Annotated in this window: 20 protein-coding genes; 9 read left to right on the top strand and 11 right to left on the bottom strand. The window is 68.1% G+C overall.

Annotated features, from left to right (window positions below; all coding sequences use genetic code 11):
• Positions 1 to 155 precede the first annotated feature (155 nt).
• Together E1956_RS19190 and E1956_RS19185 are read left to right on the top strand one after the other, a co-directional pair.
• On the top strand, positions 156 to 740 hold the full coding sequence (locus tag E1956_RS19190) for a helix-turn-helix domain-containing protein (RefSeq protein WP_134751964.1): 585 nt from the start codon (positions 156 to 158) through the stop codon (positions 738 to 740).
• On the top strand, positions 740 to 2071 hold the full coding sequence (locus E1956_RS19185; protein WP_134751962.1) for a type II toxin-antitoxin system HipA family toxin: 1332 nt from the start codon (positions 740 to 742) through the stop codon (positions 2069 to 2071). The genes E1956_RS19190 and E1956_RS19185 overlap by 1 nt, the downstream gene beginning before the upstream one ends.
• Positions 2072 to 2176: 105 nt before the next feature.
• Here E1956_RS19185 and cyoD read toward each other — a convergent pair whose 3' ends face one another.
• Genes cyoD through cyoA form a run of 4 tightly spaced genes read right to left on the bottom strand, consistent with a single transcriptional unit; the run spans position 2177 to position 6210 of the window.
• A complete protein-coding gene (gene cyoD, locus E1956_RS19180) occupies positions 2177 to 2551 on the bottom strand; it encodes a cytochrome o ubiquinol oxidase subunit IV (RefSeq protein WP_134751960.1) in 375 nt (124 codons plus the stop codon).
• Positions 2548 to 3159 carry a cytochrome o ubiquinol oxidase subunit III gene (cyoC, locus tag E1956_RS19175; RefSeq protein ID WP_134751958.1) on the bottom strand — a complete coding sequence of 204 codons (612 nt, stop codon included), beginning with the start codon at positions 3157 to 3159 and terminating at the stop codon, positions 2548 to 2550. Before cyoC ends, cyoD begins: the two co-directional genes overlap by 4 nt.
• A 3-nt stretch (positions 3160 to 3162) precedes the next feature.
• Positions 3163 to 5181 carry a cytochrome o ubiquinol oxidase subunit I gene (gene cyoB, locus E1956_RS19170; protein ID WP_134751956.1) on the bottom strand — a complete coding sequence of 673 codons (2019 nt, stop codon included), beginning with the start codon at positions 5179 to 5181 and terminating at the stop codon, positions 3163 to 3165.
• 6 nt (positions 5182 to 5187) lie between these two features.
• Complete coding sequence (gene cyoA / locus E1956_RS19165) at positions 5188 to 6210, bottom strand: ubiquinol oxidase subunit II (RefSeq protein WP_232071722.1); 1023 nt, start codon at positions 6208 to 6210, stop codon at positions 5188 to 5190.
• Between the two features lie 162 nt (positions 6211 to 6372).
• Between cyoA and E1956_RS19160 the strand changes: the two genes are divergently transcribed.
• From E1956_RS19160 to E1956_RS19150, 3 genes are all read left to right on the top strand, one after another.
• The gene (locus E1956_RS19160) at positions 6373 to 7797 is read left to right on the top strand and encodes an aminotransferase-like domain-containing protein (RefSeq protein WP_134751954.1); all 1425 of its coding nucleotides are present in this window, start codon (positions 6373 to 6375) and stop codon (positions 7795 to 7797) included.
• A 320-nt stretch (positions 7798 to 8117) separates the two neighbouring features.
• Complete coding sequence (locus tag E1956_RS19155) at positions 8118 to 9014, top strand: fructose bisphosphate aldolase (protein WP_134751952.1); 897 nt, start codon at positions 8118 to 8120, stop codon at positions 9012 to 9014.
• A 125-nt stretch (positions 9015 to 9139) separates the two neighbouring features.
• Complete coding sequence (locus E1956_RS19150) at positions 9140 to 9910, top strand: transglycosylase SLT domain-containing protein (RefSeq protein WP_134751950.1); 771 nt, start codon at positions 9140 to 9142, stop codon at positions 9908 to 9910.
• Positions 9911 to 9965: 55 nt separating this feature from the next.
• Here E1956_RS19150 and E1956_RS19145 read toward each other — a convergent pair whose 3' ends face one another.
• The 6 genes from E1956_RS19145 to E1956_RS19120 form a co-directional block, all read right to left on the bottom strand.
• A complete protein-coding gene (locus E1956_RS19145; protein ID WP_134751948.1) occupies positions 9966 to 11333 on the bottom strand; it encodes a DUF1254 domain-containing protein in 1368 nt (455 codons plus the stop codon).
• Between the two features lie 65 nt (positions 11334 to 11398).
• Positions 11399 to 12715 carry a DUF1254 domain-containing protein gene (locus tag E1956_RS19140; RefSeq protein ID WP_335930000.1) on the bottom strand — a complete coding sequence of 439 codons (1317 nt, stop codon included), beginning with the start codon at positions 12713 to 12715 and terminating at the stop codon, positions 11399 to 11401.
• A gap of 105 nt (positions 12716 to 12820) precedes the next feature.
• Positions 12821 to 15001, bottom strand: coding sequence for an acetate--CoA ligase family protein (locus tag E1956_RS19135; protein ID WP_134751946.1), 2181 nt, complete (start codon positions 14999 to 15001; stop codon positions 12821 to 12823).
• Positions 15002 to 15064: 63 nt separating this feature from the next.
• Positions 15065 to 16408, bottom strand: a complete 1344-nt coding sequence (locus E1956_RS19130) for an MFS transporter (RefSeq protein ID WP_167760072.1) — start codon at positions 16406 to 16408, stop codon at positions 15065 to 15067.
• Between the two features lie 153 nt (positions 16409 to 16561).
• Positions 16562 to 17479 (bottom strand): LysR family transcriptional regulator, encoded by a 918-nt coding sequence (locus E1956_RS19125; protein WP_134751942.1) that lies wholly within the window; start codon positions 17477 to 17479, stop codon positions 16562 to 16564.
• 82 nt (positions 17480 to 17561) lie between these two features.
• A complete protein-coding gene (locus E1956_RS19120) occupies positions 17562 to 18593 on the bottom strand; it encodes a ProQ/FINO family protein (RefSeq protein WP_134751940.1) in 1032 nt (343 codons plus the stop codon).
• Between the two features lie 300 nt (positions 18594 to 18893).
• Between E1956_RS19120 and E1956_RS19115 the strand changes: the two genes are divergently transcribed.
• Positions 18894 to 19679, top strand: a complete 786-nt coding sequence (locus E1956_RS19115; protein ID WP_134751938.1) for an SDR family oxidoreductase — start codon at positions 18894 to 18896, stop codon at positions 19677 to 19679.
• A 54-nt stretch (positions 19680 to 19733) separates the two neighbouring features.
• On the opposite strand, the gene opgC is transcribed toward E1956_RS19115, so the two are convergent.
• Positions 19734 to 20822, bottom strand: a complete 1089-nt coding sequence (opgC, locus tag E1956_RS19110; RefSeq protein ID WP_134751936.1) for an OpgC domain-containing protein — start codon at positions 20820 to 20822, stop codon at positions 19734 to 19736.
• A gap of 473 nt (positions 20823 to 21295) precedes the next feature.
• On the opposite strand from opgC, the gene E1956_RS19105 reads away from it, so the two are divergent.
• The 3 genes from E1956_RS19105 to E1956_RS19095 are packed head-to-tail and all read left to right on the top strand — an operon-like array spanning position 21296 to position 25025.
• Positions 21296 to 23686, top strand: a complete 2391-nt coding sequence (locus tag E1956_RS19105; RefSeq protein ID WP_134751934.1) for a bifunctional salicylyl-CoA 5-hydroxylase/oxidoreductase — start codon at positions 21296 to 21298, stop codon at positions 23684 to 23686.
• Between the two features lie 2 nt (positions 23687 to 23688).
• Positions 23689 to 24468, top strand: coding sequence for an SDR family NAD(P)-dependent oxidoreductase (locus E1956_RS19100; protein WP_043288769.1), 780 nt, complete (start codon positions 23689 to 23691; stop codon positions 24466 to 24468).
• Positions 24465 to 25025, top strand: coding sequence for a MarR family winged helix-turn-helix transcriptional regulator (locus E1956_RS19095; protein ID WP_043288771.1), 561 nt, complete (start codon positions 24465 to 24467; stop codon positions 25023 to 25025). Before E1956_RS19100 ends, E1956_RS19095 begins: the two co-directional genes overlap by 4 nt.
• Positions 25026 to 25028: the final 3 nt, after the last annotated feature.

The following is a 25028-nucleotide window of genomic DNA, read 5'->3' as shown; positions in this document are numbered from 1 at the left end:
GTAATCCACATAAACAGCCTGAGAGCTGTAATCCGTAGATACAACCTATAGGCTGTATTTTGTATTTACAGCTTTAAGGTTGTATTTTGCATTTACAGCCTATAGACTGTGAGTCGCCCCTTCCCTTCGCCACGTCACCGCGGCAGGAGCCTCGCGTGGACTACTCGCTCAAGACCGTCAGCCAGCTGCGCCCCATGCTGCTGGGATTCCGCAAGCAAGCCGGCCTCACCCAGGAAAAGGTGGCGCAGCGCCTCGGCATTTCCCAGCAAAGCTATGCCGCCTTCGAAGCGCACCCCGAGTCCGCAAGCGTCGACCGGCTGTTTCGCGTACTGCGGCTGTTCGCGGTCGAAATGCGCCTGTCCGGGGCGGCTTCGCCCCCTATGAGCGCCGCGCGCGGCAACCGGGCCAAAAGTGCCGCGGCACCGGCTGGCCCTGCGAAGCGCAAAGCCGCGGAAAGCCGCCCCGTTGGGGACAAGGCACGCAGTGCGCCGGCCAACGCGCCCAAGCGCAAGGCGGCGGCGCCTGCCACGCGCAGCGCCGCCGCGAAAAAGCGTGCGGCGCCCAAACAGGCACCCACAGCGGCACCCACAGCGGCACCTAAAGCAGCACCTAAAGCAGCACCCAAAACAGCACCCAAAACAGCACCCACGCGCGCCGCAAAACGCGTCCCCGCCTCTGCCGCCGGCAAGAGCACGGCGCCAAAGCCCCGCGCGAAGCCGGGCAAGCGGGAGGACTGGTAATGGCGCGCGCCCGCCAGACGAACCGTCTCGACTTGTGGATGAACGGCCTGCCCGTTGGCTACTGGGAGATTGCGCGCGGCGTGGAGCGTCTTGCGTATTTCGAAAGCTGGACAGAAGACGAGCAAGGCCGGCCGCTGTCGCTTTCGCTGCCCTTCACGCCCGGCAATCAGCCGTTGCGCGGCGCCGTCGTCAGCGATTACTTCGACAACCTGCTACCCGACAGCGAGCGCATCCGGCGCCGCATCGCGGCCCGCTACCGCACGGGCGGGACCACGCCTTTCGAGCTTCTCGCCGTGCTCGGGCGCGACTGCGTGGGCGCGCTGCAACTGCTGCCGGCCGGCGAGGAGCCGGTGGGACTCGAAAGCATCGAAGGCAAGCCGCTATCCGAAGCCGCCATTGCGCGGCTCTTGCGCGACACCACCTCCGCACCGCCGTTTGCCGAGCACGAGAGCGTGGACGACCTGCGCCTCTCGATTGCCGGCGCGCAGGAAAAAACCGCCCTGCTCTGGCACGGCGGCCGCTGGCTGCTGCCCGTGGGCAGCACGCCGACCACACACATTCTGAAGCTGCCGCTTGGCCTCGTCGGCAACATGCGCGCCGACATGCGCACCTCGGTCGAGAACGAATGGCTCTGCGCGAAGATCGTCGGGGCTTTCGGTCTGCCGATCGCGCCCTGCGAGATCGCCCAATTCGAAGACACCAAGGCGCTCGTGGTGGAGCGCTTCGACCGGCGCATGGCGCGCAACGGCCGCTGGATCGTGCGCCTGCCGCAGGAAGACCTGTGCCAGGCCACGGGTACGCCGGGCCTGCACAAGTATGAAGCCGACGGCGGCCCCGGCATCGAAAGCGTCATGGCCGTGCTCGGGGGCTCTTCGCGCCAGGCAGACGACCGGCGCCATTTTTTCATGGCCCAGCTGATTTTCTGGCTGCTTGCCGCAACCGATGGGCACGCCAAGAACTTCAGCATCGCGCATCATCCCGGCAGCCGGTACGCTGCCACGCCGCTCTACGACGTGCTCTCGGCGCATCCGATCATCGGGCGCGGGCGCAATCAGCTTCCCGCGCAACGCGCGAGCCTCGCGATGGCCGTGCGTGGACGCAACGCGCACTACCGCGTCGCGCAGATCCTGCCGCGCCACTGGATCGCCCAGGGGCAGCGCGTGGGATTTGCCGTCGAGCAGGTCGAGGCCATGATGGCATCGGTGGCTGGGGATACCGAACGCGTGATCGGCGAAGTCGCGGCGCAGCTTCCCGGCGACTTTCCGCTCGACGTGGCCGAGGCGATCTTCGCCGGCATGCGCAGGCAGGCAAGGGTTCTCTCGGCGGCTTGAGTGGCGGTTGTGTGACTACCGGGTGGCTGGCTCGAGCCGATGCCGGCAACGCGCGCGCTGCGCGTTGCCGGCCGGCCTGGTGCGGGCGAGCCCGGGTGCGCGGGATCAGTCGCGCGCCATCGCGCGTTCGATGCTCATCTGCGTGGGCATCATGTTGACGTTCGCGTTGTGCATGACCCACAGCGACAGCCCGACGATCACTGCGATCAGGAACGCCGTGCACACGAAGATGCCGGTGTTCGCGCGCTGGCTGCGCGAGGCGCCGATATGCAGGAAATACACGAGCTGCACGACAAGCTGAGCGACGCACAGCACGACGATGGCCGCGAGCCCTGCCTCAGGCGGCACCACATGCAGCATCACCACGCCGAACGACGCGAGCGTCAGCACGAGCGAGAGTATCGTGCCGATCATGTAGCTCTTGAGACTGCCGTGCGAATCGTCGTGGCCGCTCGAATGTGTAAGGTTGGTTGAACTCACAGCATGCCTCGCAGATAAACAAAGGTGAAAACGCAGATCCACACGAGATCCAGGAAGTGCCAGAACAGGCTCAGGCACGCGAGACGGCGGCGGATCGCGCCGTTGAGGCCGAACTTCCAGGTCTGATGCATCATGATCGCGATCCACAGCAGACCGGCCGTGACGTGCAGGCCATGGGTGCCGACCAGCGTGAAGTACGCCGAGAGATACGCGCTCGTATGCGGGCCCGCGCCATCGGCGATGAGCTTCGCGAACTCGTTCACCTCCATGCCGACGAAGCCCGCGCCGAACGCGAACGTGATCGCGAGCCACACGATCACCTGCGCGCGGCGCTGCGCGTGGAGGCCCAGCATCGCCATGCCGAACGTGACGCTGCTCGCGAGCAGCAGCAGCGTTTCGCCGAGCACGTAAGGCAACTCGAAGAGCTGCCTGGCACCTGGTCCGCCTGCCGTCGCATTCGCGAGCACGCCGAAAGTGGCGAAGAGCGTCGCGAAGATGAGGCAGTCGCTCATCAGGTAGATCCAGAACCCTAGCGTGGTCTTGGTGCCGTCGTCGTGACCGTGATCGTGGCCGTGCCCATGGGCGTGAGTGGTAGCAGCGTGAGCCATGGTTCAGGCCATCTCCTTGAGTTGTTCAACTTGCCCGGCTTGTTCGAAGCGTGCGATACCGAGCTGCTTGAAGCGCGCGTTCTCGATGCGCGCCACCTCCGCGGCCGGCACCCAGTAATCGACGTCCTGGTCGTAGCTGCGCACGATGAACGTGGCGATCATGCCCACTAGCCCCACCGCCGCGAACGGCCACATGTGCCACACGGCGGCAAAGCCGAACAGCAGGCTGAACGCGGCGATGATGAAGCCGGCGCCCGTGTTGCGCGGCATGTGGATGTCTTCATAGGCGCGCGGCTGCACATACGCGCGGCCCGCTGCCTTGTTGTCCCAGTGCTGCTCCATCGAGGTGATCTCCGGCAGCACGGCGAAGTTGTAGAACGGCGCGGGCGAGGCCGTGGACCATTCGAGGCTGCGGCCGTCCCAGGGATCGCCGGTGAGGTCGCGGCTCGCATCGCGCCCGCGAATGCTCACATAAAGCTGCACGATAAAGGCGAGAATGCCGAGCCCGACGAACACCGCGCCCACGAGCGCCACCACGAGCCACGGATGCCAGCCCGGCACCGCATAGTGATTCATGCGGCGCGTCATGCCTTCGAAGCCGAGGATGTAGAGCGGCGTGAACGCGAGCCAATAGCCAATCAGCCAGCACCAGAACGACACCTTGCCCCAGAACTCGTTGAGCGTGAAGCCGAACACCTTCGGGAACCAGAAGCTCACGCCCGCGAGACAGCCGAACACCACGCCGCCGATGATCACGTTATGGAAGTGCGCGACGAGGAACAGCGAGTTGTGCAGCACGAAGTCCGCGCCCGGCACGGCCAGCAGCACGCCGGTCATGCCGCCCACGGCGAAGGTCACCATGAAGCCGATGGTCCAGAGCGTCGCGCTGTGATAGCGGATGCGGCCGCGGTACATCGTGAAGAGCCAGTTGAACAGCTTAACGCCGGTCGGGATCGAGATGATCGTGGTCATGATGCCGAAGAACGCATTGACGTTCGCGCCTGAGCCCATCGTGAAGAAGTGATGCAGCCACACGAAGAACGACAGAATGCCGATCGAGGCCGTCGCGTAGACCATCGACTTGTAGCCGAACAGCGGCTTGCCCGAGAACGTCGCGATGATCTCCGAGAACGCGCCGAACGCAGGCAGGATCAGAATGTAGACCTCGGGGTGGCCCCACACCCAAATCAGGTTGATGTACATCATCGCGTTGCCGCCGAGCTCGTTCGTGAAGAAATGCATGTCGAGATAGCGGTCCATCGTGAGCAGCGCGAGCGTGCCGGTCAGCACCGGGAACACCGCGACGATCAGGATATTGGTGATGAGCGCCGTCCACACGAACACCGGCATCTTCATGAGGTCCATGCCGGGCGCGCGCATGCGCAGGATGGTCACGATGAAGTTGATGCCCGAGAGCGTGGTGCCGAGGCCCGATAGCTGCAACGACCATATGTAGTAATCCATACCGACGGTCGGGCTGTAGCCCAGCTCCGAGAGCGGCGGATACGCGACCCAGCCCGTCGCGGCGAAGTCGCCGACGAACATCGAGACCATCACCAGCACCGCGCCCACCACCGAGAGCCAGTAGGAGAGCGAGTTCACGAACGGGTACGCCACGTCGCGCGCGCCGATCTGCAGCGGCACGACCACGTTCATGAGCCCGAGAATGAGCGGCGTGGCCACGAAGAAGATCATGATGACGCCGTGCGCCGTGAAGATCTGGTCGTAGTGATGCGGCGGCAGATAGCCCGCCGCGTCGTTGAACGCAACGGCCTGCTGCGCGCGCATCATGATCGCGTCGGCGAAGCCGCGCAGCAGCATGACGATCGCGAGCACGATGTACATGATGCCGATGCGCTTGTGGTCCACCGAGGTGATCCACTCGCGCCACAGGTAGCCCCACTTCCCCGCGAGGGTGATCGCGGCGAGCAAGGCCAGGCCGCCGAGCGCCACGACGGCGCCCGTGCCCATGATGATTGGCTCGTGCCAGGGAACGGCATCGAGCGTGAGTTTTCCGAACATGTGTGTTTACTCCGCTGCCAGGGTGGCGGGACGAGCGAGGGTGAGCGCCGGGTTAGTGACGCCCACGCCCGTGCCGCAGATCGGATTGCCGTGAACGTCGCGCATGTACTGGCCGACCACGCCATCGAAGAGGCCCGGCGCGACGTTCGAATAGAAGGTGACGGGCGTCTTCTCGCCCGGCTGCGCGAGCCGGGCGTAGGCGCCGCGGCTCAGCACCGTGGGCGAGGCTTGCGCGCGCGCGATCCAGGCGTCGAAGTCGGCGCGGCTCGTAGCGAGCGTGTCGAAATGCATGTCCGAGAAGCCCGGTCCGCTGAATGCCGCCGAGCGGCCCGCGTAGGTGCCGGGATGGTTCGCGATCAGATGCAGTTGCGTCTGCATGCCCGACATCGCATAGACCTGGCTGCCCAGCTGCGGGATGAAGAACGAGTTCATCAGCGAGTCGGCGGTCAGGCGGAACGACACGGGCGTGTCGACGGGAATCGCGAGCTGGTTCACCGAGGCCACGCCGTAATCGGGGTAGATGAAGAGCCACTTCCAGTTCAGCGCGACCACGTCCACGCGAATGGGCTTTTGCTGCGATTCGATCGGCCGGTACGGATCGAGCGCGTGCGTCGTGCGCCAGATCAGCACGCCGAGCGTGAGCACGATCACGCAGGGAATCGTCCACACCACGACTTCGATCGCGGTCGAATGCGCCCACTTCGGTGCGTACGTTGCGCGCGTGTTGCTCGCGCGATAGCGCCACGCGAACCAGAGCGTGAGCGCGATCACCGGGATCACCACGAGCAGCATCAGGCCGAGCGCGATCAGGATGAGGTTCTTCTCCTGCACGCCGATATCGCCTTTCGGGTCGAGCAGCACGGAGCTGCAGCCGCCGAGCAGTGCGAGCACGGCGCAGAGCGCAAGCGTCGCGCCAGTGCGGCGCTTGCGTGGTGGGGATGAGCATGAGCGCTCGGGTTGCGGAAACGGCGGGCCGGCTTCGATGGCCGATCCTCTTCGTGTGTGGAAGGTGCGCATGTCGGGTTCCATGGTTGACTTGTCGCGCAAACCCATCCATACGATGCTCACATCGCTAACATGGCAGCAGCCAGACACCGCCGCCCAGATAGCCATACATAGCCTATATGTATGGATTTACGCGCTTCGTGTCCGCATGCTAGAGTAAGACATCATGCATACATCCGCGACAAAATGACGCGAAACGATCCCGTCGATCCAGACAACACGGCGCCAGAGTGGGCCGAGACATGGGCTTCGGCGCTCCAGGGCGGCAGCGGGCCGCGCTATCTGCGGCTCGTCGACTTCATCGAGCGCGCCGTGGCCGAAGGCATGCTCGTGCCCGGCGAACGCGTGCCCCCGCAGCGCTCGCTCGCGGCGCTCCTCGGCGTGGATCTCACGACCGTGACGCGCGGCTTCAACGAGGCGCGGCGGCGCGTGCTGATCGAGGCGCGCGGACCGCTCGGCACCTTCATCGCGGCGCCGCGTGCGGAACTCGAGCGGCGCGTGGACCTGAGCATGAACATCCCGCCTCCGCCGGCCGGCATCGACACCGACGCGCTGCTGCGCGAAGGGCTCTCGCGCCTCTTGCTGCGCAGCGACGCCGACTTGCTGATGACCTATCACGTTGGCGGCGGCAGCGCGGCCGATTGCGCGGCGGGCGCGAAATGGCTCGAGCCGATGCTCGGCAAGATCGATCCCGCGCGGGTGGCCGTGTGCCCCGGCGCGCAGGCGGCGCTGGCCGCGCTGATCCTCGCGTTCACGGAGCCCGGCGAGGGGGTGCTGAGCGAGCCGCTCGTCTATCCGGGGCTGCCGCACGCGCTCGCGCAACTGGGGCGCCGCCTCGAAACTGTGGCGACGGACGCCGAAGGCATGCTGCCCGACGCGCTCGAAGCCGCCTGCCGCCTGCACGGCGCGCGCCTCCTGTACCTGAACCCCACGCTGCAGAATCCCACCGCCACGACGATGCCGGAAACGCGCCGCCGCGCGCTCCTCGAGGTCGCGGCGCGCTGCGGCCTGCGCATTGTCGAAGACGATCCCTACTGGCGCTTCGCGCCCGACGCGCCGCCGCCGCTCGCGCGCCTCGCGCCGGCGCAGGTCTGCTACGTCTCCACGCTCTCGAAAACGCTCTCCCCGGGCCTGCGCACGGCGTTTCTGGCGTTGCCCGATGCCGCGTCGCGCACGCGCGTGCTGGCCGCGCTGCGCAGCTTCTCGCTCATGGCCGCGCCGCTCACGAACGCGCTGGCCCTGCAGTGGATCGAAGACGGCACGGCCGCGCGGATCTTCGAAGGCGTGCGAGCCGAGGCGCAGGCCCGTCAACGCATGGCGGCCCAGACGCTCGGACCGGCGGCCTGCGAGAACGCGGGCATTCATCTCTGGTACGCGCTGCCGAGCTACTGGCAGGCACGCGAACTCGCGGCGGCCGCGAGCACCGAAGGCCTCGCCGTGGCGCCATCCACGGCGTTCGAGCAAGGCCTGGGCACGACCGGGAATACGGCAAACGCAATCCGCATCTCGCTGGGCGCAACCGGCGAGCGCACACGTCTGCAGGCCGCGCTGCGGCGCCTTTCCGCGTTGCTCGCCAGCGACCGGTCAACACCCGCGCAAGTGCTCGTCTAGATTTCACCGTCACGCGAAGCGCGCTTCAGGTTCGTTTTCACGGTGGCGTGGGGCTTGAATTTCTCCGTTGCGCGCGAAGCGCGCTTCTGCACGGATCACGGTGGTAATCCACGTGCAGCGCGCGGGGCTGGCATCGCGCTTGCTTCTTCTGCAGCCGGACGCGCTATACGCACGACAGACGGTTGCCGCACACACGGGCCGAGACGCTGTCACGCTGCGCCAGTACACTCACCGGATCGGAAGCGGCCCGAAGCGGGTCACGCCACCGGGTCCCACGTCACCGCGCCGCGCGCCGGCGCCTTTATTCGGGAGGTTTGAAAATGGCCAACGACACCATGCTGCAGCAGATGCGCGAGAAACCGGGATTCATCGCCGCGCTCGACCAGAGCGGCGGCTCGACGCCTGGCGCGCTGCGGCAATACGGCATCCCGGAGAGCGAATACAGCGGCGAAGCCGAGATGTTCCGGCTCATGCACGAGATGCGCGTGCGCATCATCAGCGCGCCGGCCTTCACGGGCGCGAAGGTGATCGGCGCGATTCTCTTCGAGCAGACCATGGACGGTCAGGCGCACGGCAAGCCCGTGCCCGCATTCCTGTGGGAAGAGCGCGGTGTGGTGCCTTTCCTCAAGGTCGACAAGGGTCTCGAGGCCGAGGCGGACGGCGTGCGGCTCATGAAGCCGATGCCCGGCCTCGACGCACTGCTCGAGCGTGCCGTGAAAGCCGGCATCTTCGGCACCAAGATGCGCTCGGTGATCGAGCACGCGTCGCCTTCGGGCATCGCGGCCATCGCGAAGCAGCAGTTCGAGGTGGGCGAGCAGATCGGCGCGCGCGGCCTCGTGCCGATTCTCGAACCCGAGGTGTCGATCAAGGCGCCGGACAAGGCCCAGGCCGAAGCGCTGCTGCGCGACGCCCTGCTCGCGGGGCTCGACGCCCTGCCCGCTTCGCGCAACGTCATGATCAAGCTGACGATTCCCGACACGCCCGACTTCTACAAGCCGCTCATCGATCACCCGCGCGTCGTGCGCGTGGTCGCCCTCTCGGGCGGCTATACGCGCAGCGACGCCTGCCAGCGGCTGGCGGCCAATCACGGGATGATCGCGAGCTTCTCGCGCGCGCTCATCAACGACCTCACGAAACAGATGAGCGATGCGCAATTCGACGCCGCGCTCGCTGCGAGCATCGACGAAATCTACAAGGCTTCCGTCGACAAAGTCTGAGCAAGCTCAGAGGAAGCGCATTGAGATGCACAGCCGGGCCATGTCCCGGCTGTCTTTTTTCGTGGACGGCTATACTGTGCGACTTTCATTCGCTCACCTGTTGTTTGCCCACGAAAGGACCGGCCATGAGGCGGTTACTCTGCCTGCTCGTCATGCTGCCCGGCCTCGTGCAATACGCGGCGGCCCAGCAGCCCCCAGACGACGACAAGAAGCTCCCCACCTACCTGAGCCAGAAGTTCGGTCTGGCCAGGGACAAGGCTGCACAGATTTCGCAGGCCGTGACCACGGCCGCCGAGAAATACTCGCTGCCGCCCGCCGTGCTCCTCGCCATCATCTCGATCGAATCGCGCTTTCGCGAAAAGGCGCGCGGCGCGAACCACGCGACCGGGCTCATGCAGGTCGTGCCCTCGGCACACCGTAACCTGCTGCGCGACGGCAAGGATCTCACGGACCCCGAAGTCAATATCGATGTGGGGTCATCGATTCTCTACGGCTACAAGCGCGCGGCCGGCGGCGATCTCGACGCGGCCATGAAGAACTACGGCGGCTCGAAGGCTTATGCGGAGAAGATCCGCTCGCGTGCGGCGGAATTCAGCCGCGTGCTGGACACGGCGAGCGCGCCGCAAGCCGGTGCCGCAGCAGCAGATGCGCCGGCAACCTACAGCGGTGCCTTCTCCGCCGACATGGCCGGTAACATCGCGGCGAGCGACTTGTCCGCGGCTCCCGCCACGGCGTGGCCGGCCAGCGCGGCGCTGGCAACACAAGCTTCCGCGCAATCCCTGCGACCCGCATCGGCCTTGCCGCTGGCGAGCACCTCGGCTGCTCCCGTTACCGAGGCATCGGCCATGCGCGGCATGCTCGAGACTCGCGGCAACGCCCGCTCGCGCGAACGCTGAAGCATCACGCGCAAGGCGCGCGCCGGGCGCCCGGTTGGGCTCGCCGGCATCGGCTTCAATCCGGCTGCCGCTCGATCGGCGGATACACGTAGCGTCCGGCCAGATGCGCCTCCTCCGGCACGTACAACCGCAACGCCAGATAAAAGCGCTCGGCGGGCGCGGGCAGCCAGTTGCAGCGCAGCACCGGATCCACGGGCTCACGCGCCGACACCGCGATACGCAAGCCGCCATCGTCATCGAGGCGCAGGCCGTGCGTGCGGTCGCCCAGCGAATAGCGGCCAATGGCGTTCTCGGCCAGCATGCAGGTCGCCCGCGCGTAAGCCGTCAGCGACCAGAACGCCCCAACCTGCGGCGCCTGGCCGGGCGCGAAACGCAGCACGTATGCGGCGTTGCCGTCTAGCGGCGCGCCCTCGGCGTCGCAATCGGCCGTGATGTACATCGCTTCCTCGACACCCAGCGCGCCGATATAGCTGAGCGCCACCTGCGCCCGCTCGTGATAGTCGTTTCCGAACGTCTCGCGCACATCGACCGGCAGCGCCCAGCCGCCGCCGAGCGCCTGCGGCGGCGCGCCCGTCAGCTCGCGCGTGAGTTGGGCGATCGCGCGCGTGAGTGCGTCGGCCTGCGCCGCATCGAGCGCCTCGCCCACACAGTCCGCGCCGATGCCGCAGGCGCGAAAGCGCGCGACGTGCGCGAGCGCCTCGCGCGGCGGCGGATGGTCGGCGAGCGCGCGGTTCACGACCTCGGCGAAGCGCGCCGCATCGCCGGGACGCTCCTGCGGCTGCAGCCCCGCGGGCACGCGCGTCGGCACCTGCTCGGGACTGCCCGCCGCGCGCTCGATCTCAAAGCGGTCCTGCAGCGCGATGGCCGCCGCGAGATCGGCCTCGCCATCCACGAGAATGCGTCCGATCAACCACACCGTGTCGGTCGGGCACGCGAGCGCACGCATGCCCGCGGGCACTTCGCCCCGCCACGCTGGCCCGTGCAGGAAGAATGCGCCCGCCTCGCTGCCCGTCGTGCGGCTGCCGATATAGCCGAAGGGATTCGTGTACATGTCGAGCAGGCCCAGCACGTAGTAGCGCGCAGGCATCGCCGGGACGCGGATCACGAGCGGGCCTCCGCGCAGGTCGAGCCATGCGCTCGAATAGAGCGTGTCGTTATTGGGCGTCACGACGCGCCGATGCTGCGGCCCGAGCAGCTCGCGCGAATGGAGCCACGCGTTGGCCCAGCGTTGCGGCGACTCGGGCGATGCGCCGGCAAAGCGGCCCGCTGCGTCGATGCGCGGGCAGGTTGCCGAAAACATGCGCGCCATTTCGTAGAGCGGCAGCGTGAATTGGACCGCTTCGCGCGCGAGCTCGAACAGATCGGCGTGATCGAGACAGTCGGCGCGTGTGGCGGCGGGTTCACGGAGCGGAATGGATGACATGAGCAAGCGTCCAGGATAAGAAAAGGCGTTTGGCAGAAGCTGGCTGGCGGAGCGCCGCGCCGCGCTCAGCGCGCCACGGCCCGCACGGGCGGAATCCGGTAGCGCCCGTCGAGAAACGCGGGCTGCGGATGGTAGAGGCGCAGGATCAGATAGAAGCCGCCTGCCGGCGCGGGCAGCCAGTTCGCGTGCGACGCCGGCACCTCGTGCTGGATGGCGATGCGCAGGCCGCCGTCCGCGTCGTACTGCAGGCCCGCGGTGCGGTCGCCGATCGCGTAGCGGCGTATCGGGTTGTCGACGAAGAAGCGGTCCGCGCCGTAGAGCGAGAGCGACCACAACGCATCGACGGGCGGCAACTGGCCCGGCGGGAAGTACAGCTCATAGCGGTTGCCGCCGTGCAGCGGCGCACCGGCGTCGTCGAAGTCGGCGCTCGCGTAGACGGCCTCTTCAGCCGCGAGCGCGCCAAGCCCCTTCATCGCCGTGCAGGCGCGCAGCAGATGCGCATGGCCGTAGCGGCCCAGACCGAGGCTATAGCCCCAGCTGCGCCGGGCGCGGCTTTGCGTGAAAGCCAGCAGGAGCTGCTGGGCTTGCGCATAGCCGAGCCGCAGGCCGCACCGGACCGGTTCGGGCAGCGCAGCCACATCCACGCCCGCTTGCTCGCGCAGGCCCGCGCGTTCGAGCAGGCCCACGAGCGCGGCCTCGTCCTCGCGCGGCGGGAGATCGCCAAAGGTATCGAACAGGTTCTGGAAGAAGTCGAGCGCCGGGTCGCCGGATTCGCGCCAGTTGCGCACGCACGCCGGGCCCGCGCAGCGCGGGCCGTCGAGACGGAACGCCCGCGCTGCCTCGCTGGCACGGGCCAGATCGTCGTCGCCCTGGACCAGCACCCGGCCCAGCAGCCAGACGAGCGAGGTGGGACACGCGACGGGCTCGCCCTCGCCCGTGGGCCGCTGCCCCGGCGCATGCAGCACGAAGCGCGCGCCGCGCGTGCCGGCGTTGCGCGGCCCCAGGTTGCGGAAGTTGTCGGTGAAGGCGTCGAGCAGTTCGACCACATAAAAACGCGTGTCGTCGAGGGGCGGAATCTCCAGCACCACCGGCCCGTTCGAGAGATCGATCCACGCGTTGAGGTAGAGGAAATCATTGGCCGGTGTGACGATGTCGCGGTCTTCGTGCGTCCAGCGGTGCGTGCTCGCGTAGAGCGTGTTGAACGGCGCGCGCAGCGGGCTGCGCGAATGAGGCAGCGTGTGCAGTGCGCAGGTGCGCATGACCTCCACCACCGGATAGCGCGCGAGCGCGAGCGGGCCGGCGGCCATGCTCACGAGCGCGGCGAGCGGGTCTTGCTCGAGGTGAGCCGTCGGCTCGACGATGCTCATTGCCTGGTTGTACATATCGATGATCGCTCCTTTGATGCGGTATGCGGCCCGCTCCCGGACCGCGTGTTTCGTGGCCGCGCGCGAGACGAGTCGTCGGCGGCGCAATCAGTGCGCTGCTTGCTACGCCTCGTTCCGCGAGTCGCCTTGCGGATGAAGCGTGACGACGGCATCGGCGGCAACGAGCCCGTCCCGCGTGACGATGAACGGATTGATTTCGAGCGTATCGAGCGTCTCGCCGAGCGCGGCGCCCAGGCGCGACACCGCCGCAAGCACCGCGGCCGCCGCGTCGAGCGATAGCGCCGGGTGGCCGCGATGCCCGCGCAGCAGCGCCGCCACGCCGCTCGTTTCGAGCATCGCGAGCGCGCGCTCGTGCGAGAGCGGCGCGAGGCCGAACGCCATCTTGCGGCCCAGCTCCACGCCGGTGCCGCCGAGGCCCGTCATGGCCACGGGGCCGAACACCGGATCGCGCCGCACGCCGACGATGATCTCGCCCCAGCCGTCGAGCATGCGCGCCACCACCACGCCCTCGAAGCCGCCCGGTATGCCCGCCTGCGCCGCCGAGGTGGCGATCGCGTCGAACGCCCGGGCAAGCGCCGCGGTGTCGCGCAGGTTCAGCCGCACGCCGCCCATGTCGCTCTTGTGCAGCACGTGGCGCGAGCGCAGCTTGAGCGCCACCGGACAGCCGAGCCGTTGCGCCGCGGCCTGCGCCTCGGCGACCGAGCCTGCCACACAGTGCGGCGCGACCGGTACGCCCGCGGCGGCCAGCATCGCCATGGCCTCGGCTTCGTCGAGCGACGCCGCGTGAGCGGGCACGCTCGACGGCAGCATGCTGGACGCTGGCTCAGTTGCCTCGTCTAGGCCCCTCGCATCCGCCGCCTCGCCACGCGCCACATCCGCTTGCTCGCCGGCGCGCAGCAGCGCGGCAACGGCGTCCATCGCGTAGACCGGCTCGCGCAGGGCGAGCACGCCGCGCGCTTCCAGCCAGCTGCGCTGCGTGTCGTCGACGAGGCCGCACAGCACGAGCTGCGCCGCCTCCGAAGGCGCGCCGTGCTCGCCGTGCTTGCGATGCGCCATCGCGCGTTCGACGGCCTGCTCGATCGCGGCCCACGCGCTGGGAACGTGAGCCGCCCCGGCCACGAACGCGACCACGCTGCCGTATGCGCCGCACGTCATGGCATCGACGAGCGTATCGGTCAGCACGCCGGTCTGAGCGACGACCTGGCCCGTCACGTCGATGGGGTTCGCCGTCGACGCGAACGCCACGCTCTCGCGCAAGCGCGCGGCGCACGCCTCGGGCAGCGGCGGCAGCGCGAGCCCGAGCGCCTCCGCGCGGTCGGCCATCATGATCCCGACCCCGCCCGAGACGGTCACGATGGCGGTTTGCCGCGAGCGCGGCCTGCGGCCCTTCGACAGCGTGTTGCCGAGCCGGAAGAAACCCTCGAGGGTATCGGCGCGGTGCACGCCGTATTCGTCGAATACCGCCTGATACACCGCGTCCTCGCCCGCGAGGCTCGCCGTATGCGACTGGGCGGCGCGCGCGCCGGTCGCCGTCGTGCCCACCTTGGCGACGACCACGGGCTTGCCGGCGGCGCGCGCGGCAGCCAGCGCCCGGCGCAGCTTGGCGCCATCGGCGCAGCCTTCGAGGTAGACGAGGATCACCGAGGTGAGCGGATCGTGCGCGAGCCATTCGACGGCATCGGCCACCTGCACGCCAGCCTCGTTGCCGGTCGTGATCCAGTGGCTCAGACCGAGCTGCGCCTCGCGCGCGAGCGCGAAGGCGTAGGCGCCGAACGCGCCGCTCTGGCTGACGAGCGCGACATCGCCGAGCGGCGGCGCGCCCGCGAGCGCCACCGGCGAGAACGTCGCGTAGACGCGTTCGCGCAGATTCATCAAGCCCAGACAATTCGGGCCAAGCAGCGCCATGCCGGCCGCCGAGGCCATGCGCGCGATCTCGCGCTGGGCCGCGCCGCCCGCCTCGCCGGTCTCCGCGAAGCCCGCCGTGAACAGCACTGCGGCGCGCGTGCGGGTGCGCACCATCTGCGCGACGACGTGCGGCGCGGCGGCGGCGGGCACGGCGACAATCGCGAGATCGACGGGTTCGGGCAGCGCATCGAGCGAAGGCAAGGCGCGCATGCCCTGCACGTCCCCGCCGCGCGCGTTGACCGCGTAGACGCGGCCCGTATAGCCTTGCTCGCGCAAGAGCCGCAGCGGCATGCCGCCGACTTTGGCGGCATCGTTCGACGCGCCCACGACGGCAATCGACGCAGGCCGCAACAGTGGTGTCAGATCGGCATCTCTCATATTAATCAGTATTCCTGTCAATCATGCGAAACAGCGTTCTCGATGGCCAAAGCGCCTTTGGGCTCAGCGCTTTCCCGCGGCGAGCGGCGGCACGACGCAGTTCTCCTCGCGCAGCTGCGCGCGTGCCATGAAGCGCCGGCGGTCGGCCTGCGGATCGATCAGCACGGCGGCCACGAGACCGGCGACAAGCGCAAACGCGCCCATGGCCGTCATGCCCATCCGATAGCCCTCGATCTGCGTCGCCGCGCGGTCGATCATGAGACCCATCGCGGCGGGCGTGACGAGCCCCGCGAGCGTCGTGATGCAGATGTTGATGCCGAGCACGCCGCCGCGCTGCGCAGGGGGCACGATCTCGCCGGCAAGCGTCACGCCGCTCACGAACGTGAACGATGCCAGCGAGAACGCCACAGTCACCGCGACGATGAGGAGCGGCCCCGGGGGGAGCGCAGCCATCAGCGTGAGCGCCGCGCCGGCCGCGACAACGGCTGCCGCGCCGAGCGTGCCGCGCGCATGGCGGCTCGACACGCCGCGCGCCATGAGCCGCTGCGACCATGCGCTCAGGAGCGGCGACGCCACCATCTGGCCGAACGCGGGCAGCACGACGATCCACCCTGCCTGCGTGAGCGAATAGCCGGCCACGCGCACGAGGTAGCTGGGCAGCCACACGGTCGCCACGGTCAGGATCACGTAGGCCGCGAAGCCCGCGAAGTTGCTCCCCGCACAGGTGCGCGAGAGCAGCAGCGCGCCGAGCGGGATTCTTGCGGGATAGCGCGACGCCGGGTCCGGGTCGGTCCCATCGGCGGCGGCGGGCGTCTCGTCGCTCGTGCCGAGCGGCCCTTCCTTGCCGATCCACAGCCACAGGACGCTCCACACCATGCCCACGAGCGCGAGCATCTCGAACGCCGCGCGCCAGCCGAACGAAACGATGACCCAGGTGATGAGCGGTGCGATGAAACCCGCGCCGAACGAGGCGCCGACCGTGAGCACGGCGGAGGGCAAGGCGCGCTCGCGATCGGGAAACCATTTATAGAGCGCATGCACGGCCACCGGATAGGCCGGCCCCTCGCTCGCGCCCAGCAGCACGCGTGAGAGCACCAGCGTGGCGGGCGCGGCGTAGAGCAGCAATGGCAGTTGCGAGATCGACCAGATCACGGCCATTGCGAGCAACAGCCAGCGCGCCTTCACGCGGTTGGCGAGCAGGCCGACCAGCAAGGCCGAAATCGAGAAAAACGTGAAAAAGCTGGCGGCGATGCGCCCGAACTGGCTATGCGTGAGATGCAGCTCGCGCATGATGGGCTCGGCGGCGAGCCCGATGAGCGCCTTGTCGGCGAAATTGATGGCGAGGAACAAAAACAGGCCGGCGACGATTACCCAGCGCCGCAGCGTGCCGCGAGTCTCGAACGTCATTGCGTCTCCATTCGCGGCTTTTTCGTGGCCCCGGTCGGCGTTGCTCGCCGCCGGTTGCCTGAGTTGCCTCTGTTGCCGCGTCCGGGACATTGGACGCCACGCGCATCAATAAGACAACTGCATAATTTGCATCGAATCGATGTGTTCAGCGCATCAATCGCTGAGCGGCGGCAACGCTCCGGTCACCCGCTGGAAGGTCTGGATCGTCTGCTCGGCCGCCGGCGAGAGCGTGCGGCCCGCCAGGTGAACGATGCCGAACTGCAGCCACAAGGGCGAGCGCTCCGGCAACGAGAGCGGCACCAGCCCGGTCATGCGCGCGGGGTTCGACAGTGCGTGCGTGGTGAGCAGCAGCAGCGCGTCGGTCTTGCGCGCATATTCCTGCAGGACGTTCACGTCGTTGCACACGAGGTGGAATTCCAGCTCGTGGCCCGGCGCGTAGCGCAGCCATTTGCGCAGCGCCTCGTGCATGGGGTCGGGCAGCGGCACGGAGACGATCGGAAACGCCTGCAGCTCGCGCGCGTCCAGCGTCTCGCGCCGGGCGAGCGGATGGCCTTCGCGCACGAACCACGCCGCGCGGTGCTTCGGCAGCGCGATCACGTCGATCTCGCTGCTCGACTGCGCACCGCGGATATCCACGATCAGAAAATCCAGAGACTCCGCGTGCAGCGCATCGTGCAGATTTTTCCAGTTGTCGACGGCGGCGTTGATCCGCAACTGCGGGTGGCGGTGCGCGAGCTCGTCGAGCACGGCAGGCAGCAGCACGGCCGCCGGATACGGACCGGCGCCGAAACTCACCGAGCCGATGTCGTGATTGCGCAGGAGATCGACGTCGCGCACGAGGCAGCGCGCCTCGAACAGCACTTTCTTCGCCCGGCGCACCACCATCTGGCCCGCGGGCGTGATCTGCACTTCGCGGGTGGTGCGGTCGAACAGCGCCATCTGCAGCTCGTCCTCGATGGACTGGATGCTGCGGCTCAAGGCCGGCTGGCTCAAGTGCACGCGTTGCGCCGCGCGCGCGAAAGTGCCCTCTTCAGCGAGGGCAATCACGTGTTCGAGTTGGCGCAGGTTCATGGCGTGGCGCGGCGAACGGCTCGATCAGCAGGCGCGGCGCTCGCGCCCCTGGGGCGCCGCGCCGGCCATGCCGATGCGCCGCTCAGCCTTGCGTGGCAGGCGCCTCGCCGTCGTTGCCAGACGCCTCGCCGGCTGCCGAGGGGGCTTGCTCCGGCGCCGGCTGGGCCGGCTGTTGCGGCGCGGCCGCAGCCTGACCCACGGACTGCTCCGCGGACTGCGCAGCGGCAGCGGGCTCCTGCGCGGGCGCGGCTGTGTCAGCAACCGCGGGGGCCGCGGCCGGCTCGGACGCCTGCGCCGCCGGAGCGGCCGGTGCGGCCTCCTGCGGCTTGGCGCGCGCCTCGGCCTTCGCCTTCTGGTGCGCGAGCGCAGCCTTGGCGCGGCCGACGTGCGAGGGCTCGATGCCCGGGCCTTCCGAGACCGTGCCGTCCAGCTCGTAGCGCGAGCCGCCTTCGGCCACGCGCTCGTGATAGCGCGGATGATTCACGTGGCGCTTGAGCACGGCGACGATCAGCGTGCGCTCGTAGTCGGGATGGCGCGCGACGAGGTCCTCGACCACGCCGATCTTCAGCGGCAAACGCTCGCGGAACGCCGGATAGTGCTTCGCGAAGACGTTCCAGACCGTGTTGAGCTGGCGATTGCGCTCGATGCGCGCCTTTTCGGCTTCGCTCAGATTGGCCATCGGCTGCTGCGCGCGTGCCGGGCGCTGGCGCTGGGCGCCGCGCTCGCCTTCGCGCGGGCCGCGCGCCGGGCGCGGCTGCTGGCTACGGGCGTCGCGGCGCTTCTCACCCGCTTCGCCGGCCTCGCCAGCTGGCTTGCCCTGCGCCTCGCCGCGCTGCTGGGGACGTGCGCGCGCACGCGCCTCGTCCGCGCCGCCGGGGCGAGGCCCTTTGGGGCCCTTGTGGCCGGGCGCGCCCTGAGCGCGCCGCTGGCCCTGAGCGCCCTTCTGCGGCCCGGTCTTTGCGCCCGCCTTGTTTCCTTTGGGCGCATGCCGGCCTTGCGGCGACTGCGCCTGCTCTTCGGGAGGCTGCTCGGTACCCAGGCCCATGCTCTTCTTGATTTCCAGAAGCCCGTCTTTGAAGCTCAGGGTACGGCGTTGTTGCGATGCGGCTTTCACGTCCAGATCTCTTCCTTATTGGATCGGACGCTATGATACCGAATTCGCGCAACGTGTTTTTATCCCGGCACGCGACGCACCGGTTTCGGGACCGTCCGCGCGAGCGTCTGGCGCGGCTCAATGCGCCGGCGCGAGGCGCCGAATACGTCTTGCCTGAGGGTCCTGGCAGCCCCGGAGCGCCCCGTGGCGTACCGCTAGCGTCCTGCTTGAATCGGCACACCTGGGCCAGACTGTTCCCCGTTTTTCATCGGCCGAAGCGTGCGTCAACGCGCGCGCATCGTGCGCTTTTTATTCCAGACCATGACTGCTCCCACCGTTACGCCCTCCCCGATTCGCGCCATCGTGACCGGCCATTCCCGCGGACTCGGCGCCGCGCTGGCCGAATGGCTGCTGGAGCGCCAGATCGACGTGCTCGGCCTCGGCCGCAGCGCGCACCCCACGCTCGCCGCGCGCGAGCGGTCGCCATCCGCCGCGCAGTTCACGGAAACCGCGCTCGATCTTGCCGATCCCGCCGCGCTCGAGCGCTGGCTTGCGAGCGGCGCGCTGCACCAGTTCGCGCACGGCGCGCAGTGCGTGCTGCTGTTCAACAATGCGGGCACGGTCGAGCCGATCGCGCCGCTCGGCGCCCAGGACGCCAACGCCATCGCCCGCGCGGTCATGCTCAATGTCGCGGCGCCGCTGATGCTTGCGAACGCCGTTGCCTCGGAACAGGCTTCTGGCCCCGCACAGGACCGCCGCATCGTGCACATTTCGAGCGGCGCGGCGCGCAACGCCTACGCGGGCTGGAGCATCTACTGCGCGACCAAGGCCGCGCTCGATCATCACGCCCGCGCGGTGGCGCTCGACGCGCCGCCCGCGGTGCGAATCTGCAGCGTCGCGCCGGGCGTGGTGGACACCGGCATGCAGGCCACCATCCGCGCCACCGGCGCCGACAAGTTCCCCCAGCGCGAGCGCTTCGAGCAGTTGAAGGCAAACGGGCAGCTCGCCACGCCCGAGCAAGCGGCCCGGCAATTAATCGATTACGCGCTCAGCGACGCGTTCGGCGCAACGCCAACGGCCGACGTGCGCGAGCTCGGAAAAAGCTGACGGCAATCGCCGCGGGTTCGCGCAAATCCTCACCTGGGCGAGCCCGCTTTCGCGTCAAGTGAGCGCGACGCGCGGCCGCGCCCCTTTCCATCGCCGCGCGCCGCCGGCCAGCACCAGCAGCGCGGTGATCGCGAGCAGGTCGCCCGCGAGCCGGGCGGGCAAGAAGCCGCTCGCGTGCGTGGCCCGCATCAGCGTATCGATCGTAATCGAGGCGAGCGCGCCGCCCACGAAACACACGAGCCCCTGCTGACCCACCGTCACGACACCCGGCAGGCGCTGGGCGAGCCAGCCGATCCAGCCGAGCCGCACCGCCTGCGCGGCCAGCCAGGCCACCGCGGCAAAGCTCACGATGCGCAGGCTCGCGAGGTTCTGCTTCATGTACCCCGGCTGCGGATCGACTTCGATGAAGAGCCGCACGATCGCGAACGAGGCGACGAGCCCGAACGCGAGCACCGTCAGCGTGCGGCCGAGCCGCGAGACCTGAAAGGCCTCCGACACCGGATAGAGCCGGCACAGCAGGCCGAGCATGAACATGGCTTGCCAGGCAAACGGATTGAACGGCCAGATCGAGCCCGGCGCGGCCGGCAAATAGTCCACGAGCCAGCAGCCCCCGAGCCAGATGCCAAAGCTGCCCAGCAGCACGGCGTCGGGCATGCGCCGCGCGAGCGGCATGACGACGGGCAGCGCGAGCACAAGAATCACATAGAGCGGCAGCACGCCGGCCAGATAGGGCTGGTCGCGGAAGACCGCGATATTGCCGAGCATCGCGAACGGGTGCGCGGCGAAGCGCAAAAAGCCCGAATCCGCAACGAGCGGCGAATCCACGCGCAGCGCCACGGCGGCGGCACCGGAAAGCAGCATCAGCACCGCCGTGCACAAATAAGCGGCATAGATTTCGCGCCCGCGCCGCCAGAAGCGCAGGTTGGCGGCATGGGCGCCCTTCCTCGCGGCGATCGCGAGCCAGCTCGCCGCCGACACATAGCCGCTCATGAACACGAACACTTCGGCCGAATCGCAATACGCAAAGGTGTGCAGCATGCCGTGCGAAAGCACACTGGAAGGAATGTGATCGAGGGCGATCGCAATCAGCGCGAAACCACGGAAAAAATCGATTTCGATCGATCGCTTCGGTGTCTGACTCATCAATCAATACTCCCCTTCGGGTCGGGTTCCAGGGTTGGCTTAATGGAAAAAGACTCGGCTACCAGTGGCCGAATCGCCGGTGCGTCGAGGTTGCGAATCTGAGGCCATACTTTCATCAGGATTGCTGAACATGTATGCGACATTGCATGGCGCCGCCATCGGAAAGGTCCTCGTAATGACCGGATGCTTTCGACGCTGAACCAAGCGAATTCAATGCCAGCTGGCCATACCACGCCCTTCACTGCCATCCCTTCCAGCATCGCACACTCCGCAACACGCCCGCAGTTTCTCCATCAGACGGAAAGTTGCGCGTAAGGATCGCGGGCGCGGCCTCTCTGGGTTGACGCCCACATCGCTGGCAGGTTCCCTGCTTCGGCCGCCCCGCCAGGGCTTTCCCGCCCCATCGGCAAATTACTTGACATCTAAACTAATTAGACCTAAATTGACCCTACGGACAGAACAAGGGAGCGAGCATGCGCATAGTTTGCATCGGTGGCGGGCCAGCCGGACTGTACTTCAGCCTGTTGATGAAGCGGCGTCACCCGGACTACGAAATCACGGTGATCGAACGAAACCGCCCATACGACACGTTCGGCTGGGGTGTGGTGTTCTCGGACCAGACGCTCGGCAATCTGCGCGCGGCCGATCCGGAAAGCGCGAGCGAGATCCTCGACGCGTTCAATCACTGGGACGACATCGAAATCCATTTCCGCGAGCGCTCGATCCGCTCGTCGGGCCACGGCTTCTGCGGCATCGGCCGCAAGCGTCTCTTGAACATCCTGCAGGCGCGCTGCGAGCAGCTTGGCGTGAAGCTCGTGTTCGAGACCCAGATGAGCGACGACGACGTGCAGAACGCCGACCTCATCATCGCCAGCGACGGCCTCAATAGCGCGATACGCCAGAAGTACGCGGCCACCTATCAGCCGGACATCGACATGCGCGATTGCCGCTTCGTGTGGCTCGGCACCTCGAAGCTGTTCGACGCCTTCACGTTCGCGTTCGAGCAAACCGAATTCGGCTGGTTCCAGGCCCACGCCTACCGCTTCGACGACAACACCTCGACGTTCATCGTCGAAGCGCCCGAGCACGTCTGGCGCGCCGCGGGCCTCGAGGAAATGAGCAAGGAAGACAGCATCGCGTTCTGCGAGAAGCTGTTCGCGCGCTATCTGGACGGCCATGCGCTGCGCTCGAACGCGGCGCATCTGCGCGGCTCGTCGCAATGGATCCGCTTCCCGCGCGTCGTGAACCGCGAGTGGGTGCACTGGAAGACCGGCGCGGACGGCAGAGAAACGCCGGTCGTGCTGATGGGCGACGCGGCCCACACCGCGCACTTCTCGATCGGCTCGGGCACCAAGCTCGCGCTCGAGGACGCCATCGAGCTCGCCAACAGCATGGACGCGCATCCGGGCAATCTGCGCGCCGCGCTGCATCACTACACGAGCGTGCGCAGCGTCGACGTGCTGCGCATCCAGAACGCCGCACGCAACTCGACGGAATGGTTCGAGCACGTGGAGCGCTATGCGCAGTTCGAGCCCGAGCAGTTCGCCTACTCGCTGCTCACGCGTTCGCAGCGCATCTCGCACGAAAACCTGCGCGAGCGCGACGCGCATTATCTCGGCGGCTTCGAGTCGTGGCTCGCCCAGCGCGCGGGCTCGGAGGCGGTCGCAGGGTCGGGTTCGGCAACGGGCCAGCGCACCGCGCCGCCGATGTTCACGCCGTACACGGTGCGCGGCGTAACGCTCAAGAACCGCGTGATTGTCTCGCCGATGGCGCAGTACTCCGCACGCGACGGCGTGGCCGGCGACTACCACCTGATGCATCTGGGCGCGCGCGCAATGGGCGGCGCGGCGCTCGTGATGACCGAGATGACCTGCGTGTCTCCCGAGGCGCGCATCACGCCCGCCTGCCCCGGCATGTACACGTCCGAGCATCTGCAGGCATGGCGGCGCATCGTCGACTTCGTGCATGCGAACTCCGATGCGAAGATCGGCATGCAGATCGGCCACTCGGGCGCCAAGGGCTCGACGCGCGTGGCATGGGAAGGCATCGACCAGCCGCTCGACGACGGCAACTGGCCGCTCGTTTCCGCTTCGCCGCAGCAATATCTGCGCGGCGTGAGCCAGTGGTCGCACGCGGCGAGCGCCGACGAGCTGCGCGAGATCGAGGCGCAATTCGTGCGCTCCACGCAGATGGCCGCCGAGGCCGGCTTCGACTGGCTCGAGCTGCACTGCGCGCACGGCTATCTGCTCTCGAGCTTCCTCTCGCCGCTCACGAACCAGCGCACCGACGACTATGGCGGCTCGCTCGAGAATCGTCTGCGTTTCCCGCTGCAGGTGTTCAACGCGATCCGCGCGGTGTGGCCCGAGGACAAGCCCATCTCCGTGCGTATTTCCGCGCATGACTGGGTCGAAGGCGGCATCACGCCCGACGACGCCGTGCAGATCGCGCGCGCCTTCAAGGCGGCGGGCGCGGACATGATCGACGTTTCGTCGGGTCAGGTGAGCAAGGACGAAAAGCCCGTGTACGGCCGCATGTTCCAGACGCCGTTCGCGGACCGCATCCGCAACGAAGCCGGCATCGCGACGATCGCGGTCGGTGCGATCTCGGAGGCCGATCACGTGAACGGCATTATCGCGGCGGGCCGCGCGGACCTCTGCGCCGTGGCGCGTCCGCATCTCGCGAATCCGGCGTGGACGCTCAACGAGGCCGCGAAGATCGGCTACTTCGATGTGAAGTGGCCGAACCAGTACACGGCCGCCAAGACCCAGCTCGAACGCAACATCGAGCGCGAGCGCGCGGCGGCGGCCGCAGCCGCGGGCCTCTCGCCGCTCGAACGGGCGCAGCGCGCCGAAGGCACGGTGTGAGCATGAGCGACGATACGCTGAAGGATCGCCACGCCGTCGTGACCGGCGGCGGCAGTGGCATCGGCGCGGCGACGGCCGCCGCGCTGCTACGCGCCGGTGCGCGCGTCACGCTGATGGGTCGCGACGCGGCGAAGCTCGACGCGCAGCGCGTGGCGCTCGGCGGCGGCGAGCGCATCGCCTGCGTGAGCGTCGACGTGATCGACGAAGACGCCGTGAGCGCCGCGTTCGCCCGCGCCGCCGACGGCCTCGGCGCCATCGACATCCTCGTGAACAACGCGGGCCAGGCCACCGCCGCGCCGTTTGCGCAGACCGATCTCGCGCTCTGGAAGCGCATGCTCGACGTGAACCTCACGGGCGTGTTCCTCTGCACGCGCGCCGTGCTGCCGGCCATGCTCGCGCGCAAGAGCGGGCGCATCGTCAACGTGGCGAGCACCGCGGGCCAGGTCGGCTATCCATATGTGGCCGCGTATTGCGCCTCGAAGCACGGCGTGATCGGCATGACGCGCGCGCTCGCGCTCGAAGTGGCCACCCAGGGCATCACGGTCAACGCGGTGTGCCCCGGCTATACGGAGACCGAACTGTTGCAGGCCTCGCTCGACCAGATCACGCGCAAGACCTCGCGCAGCGAGGCCGAGGCGCGCAGCCTCCTCGTGCGCCACAACCCGCAGCAGCGCTTCGTCCAGCCGGAGGAAGTCGCCAACGCGGTGCTGTGGCTGTGCGCGCCCGGATCGTCCTCGATCACCGGGCAATCGATATCCGTTTCCGGTGGAGAAATCACATGACATCGCCCGTGCCGAAACACAAGGAGCGCAAGGCGCCCGCCGCGAAGACGACGCGCAAGGGCGTCGCGAATCCCGCGGAGAACGTCGTCGACATGGAGATGAGCACCGGCGCCGATAGCCACATGGGCCTGCGCCTGTGGCTGCGCCTGCTCACCACGACGAACCTCGTGCAAGCCGAGCTGCGCCGGCGCCTGCGCACCGAGTTCGATACCACGCTGCCGCGCTTCGACTTGATGGCGCAGCTCGAGCGTTATCCCGAAGGCCTGCGGATGACCGAGCTTTCGCGCCGCCTGATGGTCACTGGCGGCAACGTCACCGGCATCACGGACCAGTTGCAGAAAGAAGGTCTCGTCGTGCGCGACGCCGACCCCGAGGACCGCCGCTCGATCGCCGTGCGCCTCACGCCCGAGGGCCGCGCCGCGTTCGACCGCATGGCGGCCGCGCACGAGCAATGGGTGGTGGAGATGTTCGGCGGCCTCTCGCTCGATGAAAAGTCGAAGATGCACGAGCGCCTCGGCAAGCTCAAGCAACACCTGCGCGACAGCCTCGAAGGCTGAGGC

Origin of the sequence: Paraburkholderia pallida (assembly GCF_004524855.1) — a bacterium.
In the GTDB taxonomy this organism is placed as follows: domain Bacteria; phylum Pseudomonadota; class Gammaproteobacteria; order Burkholderiales; family Burkholderiaceae; genus Paraburkholderia; species Paraburkholderia oxyphila.
This window is presented reverse-complemented; position numbering and strand designations above follow the sequence as displayed.

What these genes read in the sequence shown, in the direction of transcription:
- cyoA (WP_232071722.1), bottom strand. Translation starts at nt 6,210, where the DNA reads ATGGAACCCGACATGCGCACCTTCCACACACGAAGAGGATCGGCCATC.
- E1956_RS19160 (WP_134751954.1), top strand. Translation starts at nt 6,373, where the DNA reads ATGACGCGAAACGATCCCGTCGATCCAGACAACACGGCGCCAGAGTGG.
- E1956_RS19140 (WP_335930000.1), bottom strand. Translation starts at nt 12,715, where the DNA reads ATGTACAACCAGGCAATGAGCATCGTCGAGCCGACGGCTCACCTCGAG.
- cyoC (WP_134751958.1), bottom strand. Translation starts at nt 3,159, where the DNA reads ATGGCTCACGCTGCTACCACTCACGCCCATGGGCACGGCCACGATCAC.
- E1956_RS19185 (WP_134751962.1), top strand. Translation starts at nt 740, where the DNA reads ATGGCGCGCGCCCGCCAGACGAACCGTCTCGACTTGTGGATGAACGGC.
- E1956_RS19150 (WP_134751950.1), top strand. Translation starts at nt 9,140, where the DNA reads ATGAGGCGGTTACTCTGCCTGCTCGTCATGCTGCCCGGCCTCGTGCAA.
- E1956_RS19145 (WP_134751948.1), bottom strand. Translation starts at nt 11,333, where the DNA reads ATGTCATCCATTCCGCTCCGTGAACCCGCCGCCACACGCGCCGACTGT.
- E1956_RS19130 (WP_167760072.1), bottom strand. Translation starts at nt 16,408, where the DNA reads ATGACGTTCGAGACTCGCGGCACGCTGCGGCGCTGGGTAATCGTCGCC.
- E1956_RS19155 (WP_134751952.1), top strand. Translation starts at nt 8,118, where the DNA reads ATGGCCAACGACACCATGCTGCAGCAGATGCGCGAGAAACCGGGATTC.
- opgC (WP_134751936.1), bottom strand. Translation starts at nt 20,822, where the DNA reads ATGAGTCAGACACCGAAGCGATCGATCGAAATCGATTTTTTCCGTGGT.
- E1956_RS19105 (WP_134751934.1), top strand. Translation starts at nt 21,296, where the DNA reads ATGCGCATAGTTTGCATCGGTGGCGGGCCAGCCGGACTGTACTTCAGC.
- E1956_RS19115 (WP_134751938.1), top strand. Translation starts at nt 18,894, where the DNA reads ATGACTGCTCCCACCGTTACGCCCTCCCCGATTCGCGCCATCGTGACC.
- E1956_RS19135 (WP_134751946.1), bottom strand. Translation starts at nt 15,001, where the DNA reads ATGAGAGATGCCGATCTGACACCACTGTTGCGGCCTGCGTCGATTGCC.
- E1956_RS19125 (WP_134751942.1), bottom strand. Translation starts at nt 17,479, where the DNA reads ATGAACCTGCGCCAACTCGAACACGTGATTGCCCTCGCTGAAGAGGGC.
- E1956_RS19095 (WP_043288771.1), top strand. Translation starts at nt 24,465, where the DNA reads ATGACATCGCCCGTGCCGAAACACAAGGAGCGCAAGGCGCCCGCCGCG.
- cyoB (WP_134751956.1), bottom strand. Translation starts at nt 5,181, where the DNA reads ATGTTCGGAAAACTCACGCTCGATGCCGTTCCCTGGCACGAGCCAATC.
- E1956_RS19100 (WP_043288769.1), top strand. Translation starts at nt 23,689, where the DNA reads ATGAGCGACGATACGCTGAAGGATCGCCACGCCGTCGTGACCGGCGGC.